15 protein-coding genes are annotated in these 16,652 nt (G+C 57.4%); 8 read left to right on the forward strand and 7 right to left on the reverse strand.

All coding sequences use genetic code 11. The features are described 5' to 3' along the window. Positions 1-67: 67 nt before the first annotated feature. The 3 genes from lpxA (at position 68) to AM218_RS07155 (ending at position 2,033) form a co-directional block, all read left to right on the forward strand. The gene (gene lpxA, locus AM218_RS07145; RefSeq protein ID WP_054413167.1) at positions 68-865 is read left to right on the forward strand and encodes an acyl-ACP--UDP-N-acetylglucosamine O-acyltransferase; all 798 of its coding nucleotides are present in this window, start codon (positions 68-70) and stop codon (positions 863-865) included. Continuing rightward, the gene (locus AM218_RS07150) at positions 855-1,487 is read left to right on the forward strand and encodes an ABC transporter ATP-binding protein (RefSeq protein WP_054413169.1); all 633 of its coding nucleotides are present in this window, start codon (positions 855-857) and stop codon (positions 1,485-1,487) included. Before lpxA ends, AM218_RS07150 begins: the two co-directional genes overlap by 11 nt. 186 nt (positions 1,488-1,673) lie before the next feature. Then, positions 1,674-2,033 carry a hypothetical protein gene (locus AM218_RS07155; protein ID WP_054413172.1) on the forward strand — a complete coding sequence of 120 codons (360 nt, stop codon included), beginning with the start codon at positions 1,674-1,676 and terminating at the stop codon, positions 2,031-2,033. Between the two features lie 105 nt (positions 2,034-2,138). On the opposite strand, the gene AM218_RS07160 is transcribed toward AM218_RS07155, so the two are convergent. Beyond that, on the reverse strand, positions 2,139-2,906 hold the full coding sequence (locus AM218_RS07160) for a DUF4197 domain-containing protein (RefSeq protein WP_054413174.1): 768 nt from the start codon (positions 2,904-2,906) through the stop codon (positions 2,139-2,141). A 98-nt stretch (positions 2,907-3,004) separates the two neighbouring features. Here AM218_RS07160 and AM218_RS07165 point away from each other — a divergent pair, with 98 nt between their 5' ends. The 3 genes from AM218_RS07165 (at position 3,005) to AM218_RS07175 (ending at position 6,442) form a co-directional block, all read left to right on the forward strand. Beyond that, entirely contained in the window at positions 3,005-4,258 is a 1,254-nt protein-coding gene (locus AM218_RS07165) for a competence/damage-inducible protein A (RefSeq protein ID WP_054413176.1), read from the forward strand. 213 nt (positions 4,259-4,471) lie between these two features. Next, positions 4,472-5,854, forward strand: coding sequence for a dihydrolipoamide acetyltransferase family protein (locus AM218_RS07170; protein WP_054413178.1), 1,383 nt, complete (start codon positions 4,472-4,474; stop codon positions 5,852-5,854). A gap of 81 nt (positions 5,855-5,935) precedes the next feature. Further along, positions 5,936-6,442, forward strand: coding sequence for a hypothetical protein (locus AM218_RS07175; RefSeq protein ID WP_157547567.1), 507 nt, complete (start codon positions 5,936-5,938; stop codon positions 6,440-6,442). 74 nt (positions 6,443-6,516) lie between these two features. Here the strand turns inward: AM218_RS07175 and AM218_RS07180 are convergent, their stop codons facing one another. The 3 genes from AM218_RS07180 to AM218_RS07190 all read right to left on the reverse strand — a co-directional run bounded on the left by AM218_RS07180 (position 6,517) and on the right by AM218_RS07190 (position 12,169). Continuing rightward, positions 6,517-8,628, reverse strand: a complete 2,112-nt coding sequence (locus AM218_RS07180) for a S9 family peptidase (RefSeq protein WP_054413185.1) — start codon at positions 8,626-8,628, stop codon at positions 6,517-6,519. A 410-nt stretch (positions 8,629-9,038) separates the two neighbouring features. Beyond that, positions 9,039-11,669 carry a valine--tRNA ligase gene (locus AM218_RS07185; protein WP_054413187.1) on the reverse strand — a complete coding sequence of 877 codons (2,631 nt, stop codon included), beginning with the start codon at positions 11,667-11,669 and terminating at the stop codon, positions 9,039-9,041. A gap of 146 nt (positions 11,670-11,815) precedes the next feature. Then, positions 11,816-12,169, reverse strand: a complete 354-nt coding sequence (locus tag AM218_RS07190; protein ID WP_054413189.1) for a 4Fe-4S dicluster domain-containing protein — start codon at positions 12,167-12,169, stop codon at positions 11,816-11,818. A 142-nt stretch (positions 12,170-12,311) separates the two neighbouring features. Between AM218_RS07190 and AM218_RS07195 the strand changes: the two genes are divergently transcribed. After that, positions 12,312-13,325: an acyl-CoA reductase gene (locus AM218_RS07195; protein ID WP_054413191.1), complete on the forward strand. Its 1,014-nt coding sequence runs from the start codon at positions 12,312-12,314 to the stop codon at positions 13,323-13,325. 126 nt (positions 13,326-13,451) lie between these two features. Then, the gene (locus AM218_RS07200) at positions 13,452-13,751 is read left to right on the forward strand and encodes a hypothetical protein (protein WP_054413193.1); all 300 of its coding nucleotides are present in this window, start codon (positions 13,452-13,454) and stop codon (positions 13,749-13,751) included. Between the two features lie 127 nt (positions 13,752-13,878). Here the strand turns inward: AM218_RS07200 and AM218_RS07205 are convergent, their stop codons facing one another. The 3 genes from AM218_RS07205 to AM218_RS07215 form a co-directional block, all read right to left on the reverse strand. Continuing rightward, positions 13,879-14,751 carry a nucleoside phosphorylase gene (locus tag AM218_RS07205; protein ID WP_054413196.1) on the reverse strand — a complete coding sequence of 291 codons (873 nt, stop codon included), beginning with the start codon at positions 14,749-14,751 and terminating at the stop codon, positions 13,879-13,881. 173 nt (positions 14,752-14,924) lie between these two features. After that, positions 14,925-15,881, reverse strand: a complete 957-nt coding sequence (gene trhO / locus AM218_RS07210) for an oxygen-dependent tRNA uridine(34) hydroxylase TrhO (protein WP_054413198.1) — start codon at positions 15,879-15,881, stop codon at positions 14,925-14,927. 82 nt (positions 15,882-15,963) lie between these two features. Then, positions 15,964-16,596, reverse strand: a complete 633-nt coding sequence (locus AM218_RS07215) for a NeuD/PglB/VioB family sugar acetyltransferase (RefSeq protein ID WP_054413199.1) — start codon at positions 16,594-16,596, stop codon at positions 15,964-15,966. Positions 16,597-16,652 lie beyond the last annotated feature (56 nt).

Genomic DNA, 16,652 nt, shown 5'->3' on the forward strand with positions numbered 1-16,652 from the left:
CCCGGTCATTTCCTCGTTCGTTTCTGCCGTCATAGCGCAACATTCATAATTCAGAATTCCCTCTCGAATGAACCAGCCGCTCGCCTATATTCACCCCGAAGCGAAAATTGCCCAGAACGTGGTAGTGGAGCCCTTCACTACTATCGATAAGGACGTTGAAATCGGGGAAGGCACCTGGATTGGGCCCAACGTTACTATTATGGCCGGGGCCCGCATTGGCAAGAACTGCAAGATTTTCCCGGGCGCGGTTATCTCCGCCATTCCCCAGGATTTGAAGTTTGCCGGCGAAAGAACCACCGCCCACATCGGCGACAATACCGTGATTCGGGAGTGCGTGACGGTGAACCGCGGCACTACCGACCGGCTGAAGACTATTGTAGGCGCCAACTGCCTGCTTATGGCCTACGTGCACATTGCCCACGACTGTATTATTGGCGACCACTGCATTCTGGCCAACACGGTGCAGGTGGCCGGGCACGTAGAGATTGGTGAATACGCCATAATTGGCGGCTCATCGGCGGTGCACCAGTTTGTGCGCGTGGGGCAGCATGCTATGGTATCGGGGGGCTCTTTGGTGCGGAAAGACGTACCGCCCTTCGTGAAAGTAGGCCGTGAGCCGCTCACGTACAGCGGCATCAACTCCATTGGGCTGCGGCGCCGGGGCTTCTCGGATCTGCAGATCAGCGAGATTCAGCAGTTCTACCGTTTGCTCTTCCTGAGCGGGCTGAACAACAACGATGCGCTGGAGAAGATTGAACTGGAGCTGGCCCCCTCGCCGGAGCGGGATGAGGTAGTGAACTTCATTCGCAACTCGGGCCGCGGAGTTATCAAAGGCTATACGCGCGGCAGCTCCAGTGCAGATTGAGGCCATTGGGCTGGGTAAGCGCTTCCACCGGGAGTGGATTTTCCGGGGCCTGACGCACCGTTTTGCGCCTGGCACGGCCACGGCTATTCTGGGCCCCAACGGCGCCGGCAAGAGCACCCTGCTCAACACGCTTTCCGGGCAACTGCTTTCCTCCGAAGGCACGCTCACCTATTCCTACCTGGGCCGCAACGTACCAGTGGAGGAAATACCGCCCTTTCTGGCGTATTGCGCGCCTTACCTGGAGTTGATTGAGGAGCTGACCCTAACCGAGCTGCTGCACTTTCACACCCGCTTTAAGCCCCTGCGCCCCGGCATCAGCACCGACCAATTAATTGAGCTGATGTACCTGGAAAAATCCCGCCACAAGCTGGTGCGCGACTTTTCCTCCGGCATGAAGCAGCGCCTCAAGCTGGCCCTGGCCCTGTACAGCCACGCCCCGCTCCTGCTGCTGGACGAGCCCACCACCAACCTGGACCGCACCGGCGTAGCCTGGTATCAGGAGCACGTGGCCGCCACCCTGGCCGGCCGGCTGGTGCTGGTGAGCTCCAATGTGCCGGAAGAATATGCCTTCTGCACCGAGCAGCTGCTGATTACGGACTTCGGCGCCCAAGCGGCGCGCTAGTTTCTTGGCGGCTTACAAATAGTTTTGGCACTTTGCATGGCGGCGGGAACCAACCGCCATGCCCAAAAGTTGTAGCCCTGTTTTTCGGTTTTCCAGCTAACTGAAATCTGCTTAGTCCGTATCTTCGCAGCGGCACGCGCCTTTTTTCGCTAGCTATATTTCACCCTTTACCGCCCTTACCCGGCCATGAGACAATACGACGACCTCGACGGCGACTTCCTCGACGATGACGACGAGCTGGATACTTTCGCCAAAACCGGCGGCAGCAAAACCCGCGGCACCTCCGAAGACCGCCTCTCAGCCAAGTACGCCGACTACCTGATGTGGCGGGACACCGGCTCCTCTCATGATGAGGCGCTGGACCTGGCCAACATGACGGAGGATGAATACACCACCGCTGAAGCCGCCGAAGACCCCGATGGCAGCAGCGGCTTCTCCCGCTTCGGCGACGATGACGACGATGACCTCAGCGACGACCTCGACGATGACGACACCTTTAGCAGCCGTAGTAAAAGCAAAGGCCGCTACGATGATGATGACTATTAAAACAGACTGGTTGGCAGTAGTTGGCTGATTGAAATTCATAAAAAAGCCCCGCCGGTTTACACCAGCGGGGCTTTTTGTATTTCTATGGCTTGTCCAACCATCCACCTATTTGCGGCCAAATACGCGCTTCAGCAGCTCCGTGGTGCGGGCCACGGGGTTTTCCCGGATGTTGGCTTCTTCCTGCGCAATAAGCGTGAACAGGCCATCAATGGCTTTGCCCGTGGCGTATTGGTTCAGGTCCGTATTCACGGGCTTCACAAAGGGAATCTGGTTGTAGCGCGTGGTCAGGTCGGTGTAGTACCGGGTGGCGCTTACTTTGTCTAAGGATTGCTGAATGATGGGCTGAAAAGCCGTGGTCAGCTGTTCGGAGGTAGTGCGCTTCAGGTACTGGGTAGCCGCGTCTTTCTGGCCCGTCAGAATGCCCCACACATCTTTAAATGTGAGGCTTTTGATTGCTGAAATAAAGATAGGCTTCGCGCTTTTGGCTGCGTCTTCCGCGCCCCGGTTCAGGGACAGCTCAAATTTATCAACCTCCGCTCCCAGGCCAATACGCCGCATGGTGTTGGCCACGCGCTGGGCATCGGGAGGGAAAGGAATGCGGATCAGGCGATTCAGGTAGAAGCCATCCGTCTGCGAGGCCTGATCGGCTCCTTTGCTGATGCCCTGCACCAGGGCTTCCTGCAGGCCTTTGGCGGCCTCCGTCTGCGTAACGCTGCCGCCGCTGGTCTGGGTGGTGGTGGTTTTAGTCTTGGTTTTAACTTTCGACGCCGAACCCAGTATACGGCCCAGATCGGACAGCCTTATTTGAGCGGATGCCGCTACATTTATCCCTAAAAAAAGGGCCAGCAGCAGTGAATAGTGAATCTTTTTCATAACTCGAACCGGCAAAGTATGGTTAGGTGCCCGGAAGGACGCAAAAGCCTTTTGGCACAAACCGGACCAAAATTCAGAAAAAAACACTCCTCTACCCTATGACGCACCAAGTACCTAATGCCGAAATCATTACGATTGGCGACGAACTGTTATATGGTCAGGTCATCGACACCAACTCGGCCTTTCTGGGGCAGGAATTAGGGAAGCTGGGAATACGGGTGCGGCAGATTTCCAGCGTCTCAGATCGGGCAGAGGAGATTGTACAGGCCCTGGATGCCGCCCGGCAGCGGGCTTCGCTGGTGCTGATTACGGGCGGCCTAGGCCCTACCAAAGATGACCTCACCAAGCATATTCTGACGGATTACTTCGGGACCGAGCTGGTGCTACATGAGCCTTCTCTGCGGGATGTGGAAGCTATTTTTGCCCGCTACAACCGCCCCATGCTGGAAGTAAACCGCCAGCAGGCCTTCCTCCCCGCCAGCTGCACGCCCATTCGGAATGTGATGGGCACGGCGCCGGGCATGTGGTTCGAGGACCGCGGCGTGGTGTTCGTTTCTATGCCCGGCGTGCCCTTTGAAATGAAGCGCATGATGACGGACATTGTGCTACCCAAGCTCAAGGAGCATTTCCATACCCCCGCCATCGAGCACGTCGTGATTCAGACGGTGGGTCTGGGCGAGTCCTTTTTGGCCGAGCGTATTGCGGATTGGGAAGATGCCCTACCGGCTAATATCCGGTTGGCTTACCTTCCCTACGTAGGCGGCGTGCGCCTGCGCCTCACCGGCACCGACGATGGCCAGCCCAACCTGCGGGAGCGGATGCGCGCCCTCTTACCCGCTCTGCGTGAGAAGCTGGGCCAGCACATTTTTGCCGAAGGCGAAGTAACCCTAGAAGCAGCCGTGGGCGAGCTGCTGCGCGAAAGAGGCTTGACCATAGGCACCGCCGAAAGCTGCACCGGCGGCTTCGTGGCGCATAAGCTGACCAGCGTACCCGGCAGCTCCACCTATTTTAAAGGAAGCATTATTGCCTACGATAATACTATCAAGATCAATGACTTGAATATCAATCCTGAAAGCCTGACTACACATGGCGCAGTCAGCGAAACGGTGGTACGCGAAATGGCCGAAGGCCTGCGCCAGCACCTGAAGGTAGATGTAGCCATTGCCACCAGCGGCATAGCCGGGCCCGATGGCGGCACCCCCGAAAAACCGGTGGGCACCATCTGGATTGCCTACGCCGATGCCCACCGCACCGTGAGCCGGCTACTGAGCTTTAACCGCGGCCGCCAGCTGAACATTGAATACACCACCACGGTCCTGCTGGATATGCTTCGCACGAATCTGCCCATGTAGGGCCGGAGGCAACCACCGTTTAGCAAGGCAGCTTTGGGGCCTTTCTCCACTGGTTTTCAGCCGGGGGCGAATCTTCGCATGCGGTCCTTCTTCCTGAGCCGGCAAAAAGCCTACCTTTGCCACGATTTTTGGGCACCCACCCTTTTACCTGCCCAGGCAATCAACTAGTTTCCCGACCCTCAACACCCAACAACCCAAATTCCCAAAATACGCATGGCACGAGTGGAAATGGTGATGCCCAAGATGGGCGAAAGCATTATGGAAGGCACCGTCCTGAAATGGCTCAAACAGGTAGGCGACACCATTGAGCAGGACGAATCGGTGCTGGAAGTAGCTACGGACAAAGTAGATACCGAAGTACCCGCCATTTATGCCGGTGTTTTGCAGGAAATTCTGGTGCAGGAAGGCCAGGTAGTAGCCGTTGGGGCTCCCATAGCCATTCTGGAAACGGATGCCGCCAGCGCCGGCGCTTCGGCCCCCGCTGCCGCCGTAGCGGCTCCGGCCATCAACGGTGCTTCCGTAGCGGCCGCTGAAGTTCCCTACCTCCCCGAGCCTTTTGATCCGCAGGCCGACCAGCGCCTGAGCGTAGCCCAGCCGGGTCGCTTCTACTCCCCGCTGGTGCTCAGCATTGCCCGCGAAGAAGGCATTTCGATGGCTGACCTGGAATACATTCCCGGTACCGGCAAGGAAAACCGCGTAACGAAGAAGGATATTCTGGACTATGTGGCTTCGGGCCAGAAGCCCGTTGCCCAGCCAGCAGCCGCGGCAGCTACTCCGGCCCAGCAGCCGGTAGCTCAGCCCCAGGCAGCTCACCAGCCCGCCGCTGAAGCGCCTAAGGCAGCCGCGCCAGCCGTTACCGCTTCCAAGCCCGCACCGTCCGTGAGCGGTGGCCAGGAGTTGATTGAAATGGACCGCATGCGCAAGATGATTGCGCAGCGTATGGTAGACTCCAAGCGGATTTCCCCCCACGTTACCTCATTTGTGGAGGCTGATGTGACGGAGCTAGTGAACTGGCGCAACAAGCACAAAGACGCCTACAAGAAGCGCGAGGGCGAGAACCTCACTTTCACGCCTATCTTCATTCAGGCGGTGGCCCGCGCCATCCAGGACTTCCCCATGATCAACGTTTCCATTGATGGCGACTACATCATCAAGAAGCGCGACATCAACATTGGCGTAGCGGTGGCCCTGCCCTCCGGCAACCTCATTGTGCCCGTGATTCACAACGCCGACCAGCTGAACCTGAACGGCCTGAGCAAAAAGGTGAACGACCTGGCCACCCGGGCCCGGGCCAACAAGCTGAAGCCCGAGGATCTGGATGGCGGCACCTACACGCTCAGCAACGTGGGTTCCTTCGGTAACGTGATGGGCACGCCCATCATTATGCAGCCGCAGGTAGCCATTATGGCCGTGGGCGCCATCAAGAAAAAGCCAGCGGTAATTGAAACGCCCCAAGGCGACTTGATTGGCGTGCGTCACTTTATGTTCCTCTCACACAGCTATGACCACCGTGTGGTAGATGGCTCGCTGGGTGGCATGTTTGTGCGTCGCGTAGCTGATTACCTGGAGCAGTTTGACCCCAACACATCTATCTAACACAACCCGCGTTTTATGGCGCGTTGCTCCTCAAGAAGCCCGTCATACTGACGGGCTTTTCTTTTTAACTTTCAGCGTATTATGAAAAGAATATTGCCGGTTTTTGCCTTGGTTATTTCCCTGGGGCTCATCGTGTTTTTGTATTACCAGACCACCCGGCTGGAACAGGCCCTGCAGCTCTCCGACAAACGCTTTGCCGACTGTCAGCAGGTAAACTTTCAGCTGCAGATGAAATCCAAGGGCGACTCCGAGCCAGCAGCTAAGCCAGCGGAAGCCCCTGCAGAAGTAACCAGTGCCGAACCCCGCGACCTGCTCACCACGGCCCAATTGAGCCGCCTGGTACGCCGCGGCCTGGGCAACCCGGCCACCATGCTGCGCACCAGCCTGGAGCGCCAGCAGCAGCGCCTGCTGCCTGCCGAAGGCAAAGTGGGCGGCACCATGAAGATCCGGGAAGTGAGCGTGCTGAGCGACCATTATGCCCTGGCTACTTTCGATGATGGCCACAGCGCCGGCCAGATGCTGCTCCGCTACGAAGCCAAAGGTCCGCAGCAGATTTCCTGGCAGCGGGTAGACTACGTGCTGGAGTAACCGGCGTAAAGGCCCTTTAAAACAGAACGGCCCCGCTGCTTAGCGGGGCCGTTCTGTTTTGGGTAAAAGCTGACTTACGCTTTAATACCTAGCAGCAGGAACATGAAGGCATACTGCCGGGCTACGTCATGGATAGACTTAAACCGGCCGGAAGCACCGCCGTGGCCGGCGGCCATATCCGTGTGCAGGAGCAGCAGGTTCTTATCGGTTTTCATGGCGCGCAGCTTGGCTACCCACTTGGCCGGCTCAAAGTATTGCACCTGTGAGTCGTGGAGGCCGGTGGTGACCAGCATGTTGGGATAGGCCTGGGCCTTTATGTTGTCATAGGGCGAGTAGGACAGCATATAGTCGTAGTACTCCTTCTGGTTGGGGTTGCCCCACTCGTCGTATTCGCTGGTGGTCAGGGGCAGGCTGGCGTCCAGCATGGTAGTCACCACATCCACGAACGGCACGCCGGCCAGCACACCTTTGTACAGTTCCGGGTGCATGTTCACTACAGCACCCATCAACAGGCCACCGGCGCTGCCGCCCTGGGCAAACAGCGTGGCCGGTGAGGTATACTTCTGCTGAATGAGATACTTGGAACAATCGGTGAAATCGGTGAAGGTGTTCTTCTTCCTGAGCAGCTTACCCGCCTCGTACCACTCGCGGCCCATTTCCTGCCCGCCCCGGATATGGCAAATGGCAAAAGCAAAGCCCCGATTCAGCAAACTCAGCCGCGCGGGGCTGAAGGCTGGGTTGGTGGAAATACCATAGGATCCATACGCGTACTGCAGCATGGGCGCTTTCCCGTCCTTCTTAAAGCCTTTCTTATACACCACCGATATCGGAATGCGCGTACCATCGGCGGCCGTGGCGTAGATACGTTCCGTTACGTAATCTTCCTTTTTGAACCCACCCAGCACCTTCTGCTCTTTCAGCAGGGTTTTCTTGTGGGTAACCATGTCATAATCGTAAGTGGAAGCGGGCGTGGTCAGGGAGGTGTAGGTATAGCGCAGCACCGGCGTATCAAACTCCCGGTTTACGCTGATGGCCGCAGTGTAGGCTGGCTCGCCAAAGTTGAGGTAATGCTGCTTGCCGCTTTTCCAGTCGCGCACGCTGAGCTGCAGCAGGCCTTCCTTCCGCTCGCCCAGCACCAGGTAGTTGCGGAACAGCTCCATGTTCTCCAGAAACACGTCTTTGCGGTGCGGCACCAGCTCTTTCCACGCCGATTTGGCCGTGTTGGTAATGGGCGTTTCCACCAACCGGTAGTTAGGCGACTGCCAGTTGGTGCGCACGTAGAACTTGTCGCCCATGTGCTCCACCTCGTACAAATGGTCTTTCTCGCGGGGCCAGAATACTTTCAGCTCCCCGGTGGGGTTGGCGGCTTCCAGGTAGCGGAACTCCGAGGACAGCGTGCTGTGCAGCTGCACCCCAATGTATTTCCGGGACTTGGAGCGGCTCAGGTCCATGGAGTAGGTGTTGTCTTTCTCCTCGTACACCAGCGCGTCCTGCTTGGGGTCGGAGCCCAGCGTGTGCCGGTACACCTGGTAGGGTAGCAGCGTGGTAACGTCCTTGCGGGTATAGAATACGGTTTTGTTGTCGGCGGCCCACACAGCCTCGCCACCCGTGTTTGGAATGGCTTCCGGATAAAGCTTACCCGTTTTCAGATCTTTAAACCGTAGCGTGTATAAGCGCCGGCTTACGGTGTCTTCGCTGAAAGCCAGCAGCTGGTTATTGTCGCTCACTTCCCAGCCGCCAATCTGATAGTAAGGCTTGCCTTTGCCCAGCACGTTGGCGTTCAGCAACACTTCCTCAGGGGCTTTTACCGAGCCTTTCTTGCGGCAGTAAATGGGATATTCGGCGCCTTCCTCAAAGCGGGTGTAATAGTAATAGCCATTGTCGCGGTACGGCACCGACTCATCCTTCTCCTGAATGCGGCCCTTGATTTCGGCGTACAGCTTTTCCTCCAGCCCTTTTACGGGTGCCATTACCTGGTCGAAGTAGGCGTTTTCGGCCTCGAGGTAGCTGATGACTTCCGGGTTGCTGCGCTCATTCAGCCAGTAGTAATTGTCGGTGCGCGTGTTGCCCAGCATGGTGAGCTGTTTGGGCTTGATGGCGGCAACGGGCGGCACCGCGGTTTGCGCCTGGGCCGCACCCAGTGCCACGGCATAAGCACCTACCAATAAGGGGGTCGATTTCTTCATCAGGAGTAAAAGCTAATGGGTATAAAAGTGACGAAGGAAAGGTACGTTACTGCCTGTCAGCCCACAACTTTCCGTTATACAACCAGCCACAGCTTATACTATCCTATTCGAGGATTAAGAAATTAAGGGAAGCAGTAACAAGCTTACTAGTCATGCAGAGTGCAGCGAAGCATCTCGCATGGGGTCGTAGTTGGAAAAGAAAAGGAAAAAGAACGTCATGTCGAGCGTAGTCGAGACATCTCGCGTGCTGACGTTGCATTACTATTTACCACACTAGCGAGATGTCTCGACTACGCTCGACATGACGTTCTATTAACTTCCTAAACAGCTGTCGAATTAGAAAGTGCACAAACAAAAAGAGCGGCACCGTGGTGCAGCTCTTTTTAAGTTATTCCAGAAATCTAACCGCTTTACAGAGCGGCCATGCTTTGCTCCAGGGCCGTAATCTTGGCTTCGGCGTCGGCCAGCTTCTGCCGCTCCCGCTCTACCAGGTCGGCCTTGGCGTTCTGCACAAACTTATCGTTGCCGAGCTTCTTCAGCACGGAGTCCCGGAAGCCCTGAGCGTACTCCAGCTCTTTGGCCAAACGCTCCTTTTCCGCCCCTAGGTCAATCTGACCTTCCAGCGGCACGAAGAACTCCGCCCCACCGGATACGAAGCCTACAGCGGCAGCCGGAGCGGCCTCTACGAAGCTGATATCACTCAGGGCCCCCAGCTTCCGGATGATGGCGTCGTAGCTCTGCAGCAGCGCTACGTCGTCGGTTTTGGCGGCCAGGGTGAGTGGCTTGTTGGGGCCGAGGCCTTTCTGGTTCCGGATGTTGCGGATACCGGCCACGATGTCCAGGGCCTTTTCCATGCGGGCAATTACCTCCGGGCTGCCGGCCACGGGCTGCTGCTTGGGCCAGGGCGCTACGCAGAGGTAGTCCTTGGGGCCGCGCTCAGCCAGCTCGTGCCAGATTTCTTCCGTGATGAAGGGCATGAACGGGTGCAGCAGCTTCAGCAGAATTTCCAGGAAGCTGTTGGTGTGGCGCAGCGTCTCGGCATCAATGGGCGCCAGGTACGCGGGCTTGATCATCTCCAGGTACACCGAGCAGAAGTCGTCCCACACCAGCTTGTACACCGTCATCAGCGCGTCGCTCATGCGGAACTTCTCGAAGTGTTCGTCCATCTCGGCCAGGGAGGCCTGCAGCTTGGCCGAGAACCATTCCACGGCTTTGGCATTGGGGAAGGGCAGCGCGGCATCTACTTCCCAGCCCTTGGTGAGGCGGAAGGCATTCCAGAGCTTGTTGGTGAAGTTGCGGCCCTGCTCTACCAGCTTGATATCGAACAGCAAATCGTTGCCGGCCGGCGAGGAGAACAGCATGCCGGTACGCACGCCATCGGCGCCGTACTGGGCAATGAGGTCCAGCGGATCGGGCGAATTGCCGAGGCTTTTGCTCATTTTGCGGCCCTGCGCATCGCGCACAATGCCGGTGAGGTACACGTTGCGGAACGGTACTTCCTTGCGGTATTCCAGTCCGGCCATGATCATGCGCGCCACCCAGAAAAACAGAATTTCGGGGGCGGTTACTAGGTCATCGGTCGGGTAGAAATAGTTGATGTCAGCATTGTCGGGGTCTTTGAAGCCATCGAACACCGAAATGGGCCAGAGCCAGGCGGAGAACCAGGTATCCAGCACGTCTTCTTCCTGGCGCAGGTCGGCGGCCGTGAGGTCCTGGTTGCCGCTTTGTACGCGGGCCTGCTGCACGGCTTCTTCCTCGTTCAGGGCTACTACAAAGGTGCCATCGGGCAGGTAGTAGGCCGGAATGCGCTGGCCCCACCACAGCTGGCGGGAAATGCACCAGTCGTGCACGTTCTCCATCCACACCCGGTACATGTTCTTAAACTTGGGCGGGTGCAGCCTGATTTCGTCATTCTCCACTACCTCCAGAGCCTTTTTGGCCATCTGGTCCATCTTGCAGAACCACTGCAGGCTCAGGCGCGGCTCAATAACCGCCCCGGTGCGCTCGGAGGTTTGCAGCACGCTGGCGTACTCCTCTACCTTGTCCAGCTGGCCAGCATCTTCCAGGTCCTTTACAATGTTACGGCGGGCGGCAAAACGGTCCTGCCCCACGTACAGCTGCGCCTTTTCATTCAGCGAGCCGTCGTTGTTCAGGATATCGATAACGGGCAGGTTGTGCTTGAGGCCCAGCTCGTAGTCGTTCAGGTCGTGCGCGGGAGTTACTTTCAGCGCGCCGGTACCAAAGTCAATAGTTACGTACTCGTCCAGAATCACCGGAATTTCGCGGCGCAGCAGCGGAATGCGCACTTTGGCGCCGTGCAGGTGGGTGTAGCGCGGGTCGTGGGGGTTTACGGCCACGGCCACGTCGGCCATAATGGTTTCCGGACGCGAGGTAGCAACCGTCAGGAACTGGCCCGGCTGCCCTACTACCTCATATTTGAGGTGGTACATCTTGGCCATGGTGTCCTTCGGAATTACTTCCTCGTCGCTCAAAGCGGTGCCGCCCATGGGGTCCCAGTTCACCATGCGGATGCCGCGGTAAATCTGGCCCTTGCGGTACAAATCCACGAATACGCGCAGGACGGCTTCGGTCAGCTCGGGCTCCATGGTGAAGCGCGTCCGGTCCCAGTCGCAGCTGGCGCCCAGCTTTTTCAGCTGTTCCAGAATGATGCCGCCGTACTTCTCCTTCCAGTCCCAGGCGTGGGTCAGGAACTGCTCGCGGGTGAGGTCTTTCTTATCAATGCCTTTCTCCTTCAGCAGCGCAACAACCTTGGCTTCGGTAGCAATGGAGGCGTGGTCGGTGCCGGGCACCCAGCACGCTTCCTTGCCCTGCATGCGCGCCCGGCGCACCAGCACATCCTGAATGGTATTGTTCAGCATGTGCCCCATGTGCAGCACGCCCGTTACGTTAGGCGGCGGAATCACTACTGAGTAAGCAGGCTTGCGCGGATTGGGCTTGGCTTTGAAGAAGCCCTGCTCCTGCCAGCGCTGGTACCATTTGGCTTCAACGTCGGCGGGGGTATAGGTCTTGGCGATTGACATCAGCGGCGGGAAATCAGGTTTAAGGGGCAAAAGTAGGCATTTCGGGCGGGGCCGGGAAATATGGGCAAGACCACCGTCATGTCGAGGGGCAATTACAAAAAAGCCTGCTCGGGTGGAGCAGGCTTTTTGTTGAAAAATCAAATGGCTTAGCTCGCCTCAGCGTGCAGCCATTCTTTCTTTTTCAGCAAAGCGTCCTGCGATTCGCGGTAGTCGGGGTCATCGACGCAGCAGTCTACGGGGCAGACGGCGGCGCACTGGGGCTCCTCGTGGAAACCCACGCACTCCGTGCACTTGTCCGAGACGATATAGTAGTACTCGTCGGAAACGGGCGTTTGCGGGGCGGTGCCCGAGACAGTCTCGCCACCGTCCACGGTTACTTCTTTCAAAGCAGTGCCATCGGCCCAGCGCCACTGCGCACCGCCTTCGTAAATAGCGTTATTAGGACATTCCGGTTCGCAGGCACCACAGTTGATGCACTCGTCGGTTATCATGATGGCCATAGCCGTAGGTTTTAGCGTTAGGTGGTAGCGTGTATTTCAGCAACATGCGCCCGCCGGCAACAGTTTGGCAGGCAAAAGTAGAAACTAACCGTTACTCTTGCGAGTTTTTTGCTGATTACGCTTTTCTTCCCTTTCCGTCCCGATGACTCATTCCGAACGCCTCGCTGCCTTTGTAGCCCTGGGCCAGCGCCTGCAACAGCTTTCCGAAGATAAAATTACCGACCTGGCCGCGCGGGCGCGCAACCAGAACGCCTGGTTTGATAAACCCAACGTAACTGCCGCTATAAACGGCATTGCCCACCTTTTGGATGAAGAGCCCCTGCGCCACTGGACCGCCCGCTACCCACCGGAGCCCGAAACCCCGCGCAACATTGGCGTGGTGATGGCCGGGAATATTCCGCTGGTGGGCTTTCATGATTTGCTGTGCGTGCTGCTCAGCGGCCATAAGCTCCTGGCTAAGCCCAGCAAGGAAGACACCATTCTGATGCAGTGGATAGCCGATGAGTTACTTAAACTGGAGCCGCGCTTTGCCGACAGCCTGCAGTTTATGGAGCGCCTGAACGCGGCCGATGCCTTTATTGCCACCGGCTCCGACAACACGGCCCGCTACTTCGACTACTACTTCGGCAAGAAGCCCCATATTATCCGCCGCAATCGTACCAGCCTGGCCGTGCTCACCGGCCGCGAATCGGTGCACGATCTGGGTTTGCTGGGTGCTGATCTGTTCCGGTACTATGGCCTGGGCTGCCGCAACGTGAGCAAGCTGTATGTGCCCGTGGGCTATCAATTTACGGACCTGCTAGACTCCCTGGAGCCCTGGAACCACGTGCTCAACCACCACAAATACCAGAATAACTACGACTACAACAAGAGCATTATGCTGGTCAACCGCGTCGCGCATTTCGACTCGGGCTTTCTGCTGGTAACTGAGAATCCGCAGCTGGTCTCCCCTATTTCCGTAGTGCATTACCAGGCCTACCAGCACGAAGTAGACCTGGCCGATAAGCTCACGGACGTGGCCACCCAGACCCAATGCATTGTTTCAGCCGGGGGCTTGTATGCCGGCAGCTTTGCCTTCGGCCGCGCCCAGGAGCCCGCCGTTTCCGATTACGCCGATGGCGTAGATACTATGGCTTTCCTGGCGGAAATTGTCTGAAGAAATCACCTGCTTGCAGTTTATTGAGAACCGCAAGAGAGTCAGTAATTTATAGCTGGTTACGCATAGCACTTTTCGGATTTTATCAGCATATTAACAGAGTCACGCGCTAACCCCATCACACCTATGCTGACTCTTGAACAATCTTCCGAAATCATCAACAAAGAGCAGATAGAAGGCCTGCACTTTTCACACGAGGATGTGCTTTCCCTGCCCGCCGACAGGCTATGGCGCCAGCACGAAGCGGAACGGGCTTCTACCCTGGGCAATGGCTACCACGGCAAAGTAGATATCTACTTTCAAACCGCCGATGGCAGTGTAAAACGGGTATATACCACGGTCTGGGCCGCTGATGCAGAATACCTCACGCTGAAATCCGGCGCCTCAATTCCGTTACGCGCGGTATTGGGCTTTGATTTCTATTAAAGGCTTCCTTCGCCGCAAACAGACAGGGTACAAAAAGAAGCCTCGCCGGAGAACCGGCGAGGCTTCTTTTTAACCGAATAATTATTCTTCAGCTGGCTGTGACCATGGCGGCATGGCCCGTTGCCGCTTACAGCCGGTTGAGCGTTTGGGCAATGAGGTCGTTGATCACCACTTCGGAGTTGGTCGCAAACTCGCCCGTGGCTCGGTTTGCTACAATGGCGTTCAGCGATACAACTTCGTGGCCAAGCATGCGGCCCAGGGCGTAGTAGCCGGCGGTTTCCATCTCGAAGTTGGTCAGGCGGAACTCCCCTTCGGCGCTGTGGTGGCGGAAGCCCTGGAACTGCTGAATCAGATCCGGCAGGCGCAGATCCAGCCGCAGCACGCGGCCCTGCGGGCCATAGAAACCGGGGCAGGTGAGTGTATTGCCGACAATCATGCCAGCGCCCAGCTGCTCGCGCATCAGATCGGAGCCGCGCACGCAGTAGGGGCGGTAAGCCAGGCCCAGCGCCTGCTGAATGCCGGTGGCTACTTCTACCTCCAGCCCGGTTTCCACCAGGGGGTAAAACTGCATCAACGAGTCCAGACCCACGCCGTGCTCGGTAACGAGGTGCGAGCCCAGCGGTACATCTTCCTGCAAAGCGCCGCTGGTACCGATGCGCACAATGCGCAGGGAAATACGCTCCTCCAATGAGCGGGGCTCACGGGTTACGAAGTCAATGTTCACCAGAGCATCCAGCTCATTAAGCAGAATGTCGATGTTATCGGTGCCCATGCCGGTGGAAATGACCGTGATGCGCTTGCCCATGTAGTTGCCCACGTGCGTCACAAACTCGCGCTTATGAATCTGGGTCTCAATGGAGTCGAAATGCTGACTTACCATGGGTACCCGCTCCGGGTCGCCTACCGTGATGATGGTATCCGACAAATGATCGGGGAGCAGATTAAGGTGGTAGATGCTGCCGTCACGGTTTAGGATCAGCTCTGAGGCGGGAATGGGCATGGGAGAGAAACTGGGGAAAGTATGGGGAATCAGTAGGGAAGCGCAGCACCCGCCGCGGAAAGCAGCACAGGCGCAGAACAGGGAAAAGGTACGGGAACAGAAAAACAAATCCTGCGCCGGCCCGGGATAATACGTGCCGGGCCGGCGCAGGATACCGGAAAAACCGGAATACGTTAGCTCAGAGCCGGGGGGCGATACGAAAGCAGGCCCTGCTCGGGGCTGTAATGATTACTATTTTTAGGATAGGCACCGGTGCCGTCATAAGGGCGCTTGTCCGGGTGTTGCCGACAGGCTTCGGAGCAGGCCCCATCCAACTGCTGGCCACAGGTTTCGCACATGGCTACGTGCAGGTTACAGTGCGGGTTGGCGCAGTTTATCATCCGCCCGGAGGGCGTATGGCAGTGGTGGCATTCGGAAATAAGCGTTGGGTTCACGCTGTTCACGTCCACCGCTACCCGACCATCGAACACGTAGCACTTGCCGTCGAAATCCTCGCCGCCGGCTTCCAGACCGTATTTGATAATGCCGCCGTGCAGCTGGTACACGTTTTCAAAACCCTGGTCGAGCAGGAAGGCGCTGGCTTTTTCGCACTTAATGCCGCCGGTGCAGTACGTCAGGATTTTCTTGCCCTTGTACTGCTCTAGCTCCTGCACCTTCTCCGGAAACTCGCGGAAGTTCTCGATATCAAGCGTCACGGCGTTTTTGAAACGGCCCAGCTGGTACTCGTAATCTGAGCGCACGTCCAGCACCACTACATCGTCCTGGTCTTTCAGGTCGCGGAACTCGGTGGGCGACAAATGCACGCCGGTGCGCTCGAAGGGCTTAATATGGGGCAGGCCTACGTTCACAATTTCCGGCTTCACGCGCACGTGCAGCTTCTGGAAAGTATGGGCGGGCGCGGGCTCTATTTTGAACTCCAGCGAGGCAAAGCGGGCATCAGCTTTTACCACACGCATGTACTCCTCACAATCGGCAATGGTACCGGATACGGTGCCGTTTAGTCCTTCGGCCGCCACAATAATGCGGCCGCGCAGATTCAGGCTCAGGCACAGGCGGTGGTGCTCTTCCCGAAACTGCTCCGGATTCTCGAGGGGCGTATAGCAGTAATACAGCAGAACGAGGTAGTCCATTCTTATTTTCAATTAGGCATTATACAGGCGGAAAGTATGAGCGAATGCGCTTTGGCTACGGCCTCACCCCTTGCCTGCATCGTTAAACTTTAGCGGCGGGGTTACCGAAAACGGTTTGTCCGGCCGGAACGTCTGCTACTACTACGGAGCCAGCACCAACGCGGGCTTTGGCGCCAATTTTCACACCGGCTACCACTACGGCCCCGGCACCAATGAAGGCATTATCGCCTACTTCTACTTCGGAATTCAGGATGGCACCAGCGCCTATTTGGACATAGTCGCCTACCTGCGCTTTCACATCCACAACGGCATTAGCGCCAATAATGCAGCCATCACCCACCCTGGTCCGGCTGGTAATCACGGCATTGGGGCCTACCAGAATGCCGTGGCCCAACCAGGCAAACTCTGATACACTGGCGCGGGCATGAATGGCATTGACGCTGGCTACGCTGTACTCGCCTTGCAGCATGCTGGTGAGGCTGCGCCGGCTGGCGACGTCTTCGGTCGCCACGAACACTTCACACTTTTTACCCAGCAGCTTCAGCAGCTCAGGGTCCTGGGTGTTGCCCATTACGGGCACGTCGTTGAGTTCCGTGTTTTGCAGTTTGGCATCGTCATCGAGCAGGCAATACACTACTACATCGTTGCTGAGAAAAGCGTCGAGCGCGGCAGTGCCAACCAGTTGGGCACCAAGAATGATTACAGGATTTTCCATGCGGGGCAGACGGCCGGGAGCAGGCCGCCGATAGGGTCTAAACCACAAAGATACGG

Origin of the sequence: Hymenobacter sp. DG25A (genome assembly GCF_001280305.1) — a bacterium.
Lineage (GTDB): Bacteria > Bacteroidota > Bacteroidia > Cytophagales > Hymenobacteraceae > Hymenobacter.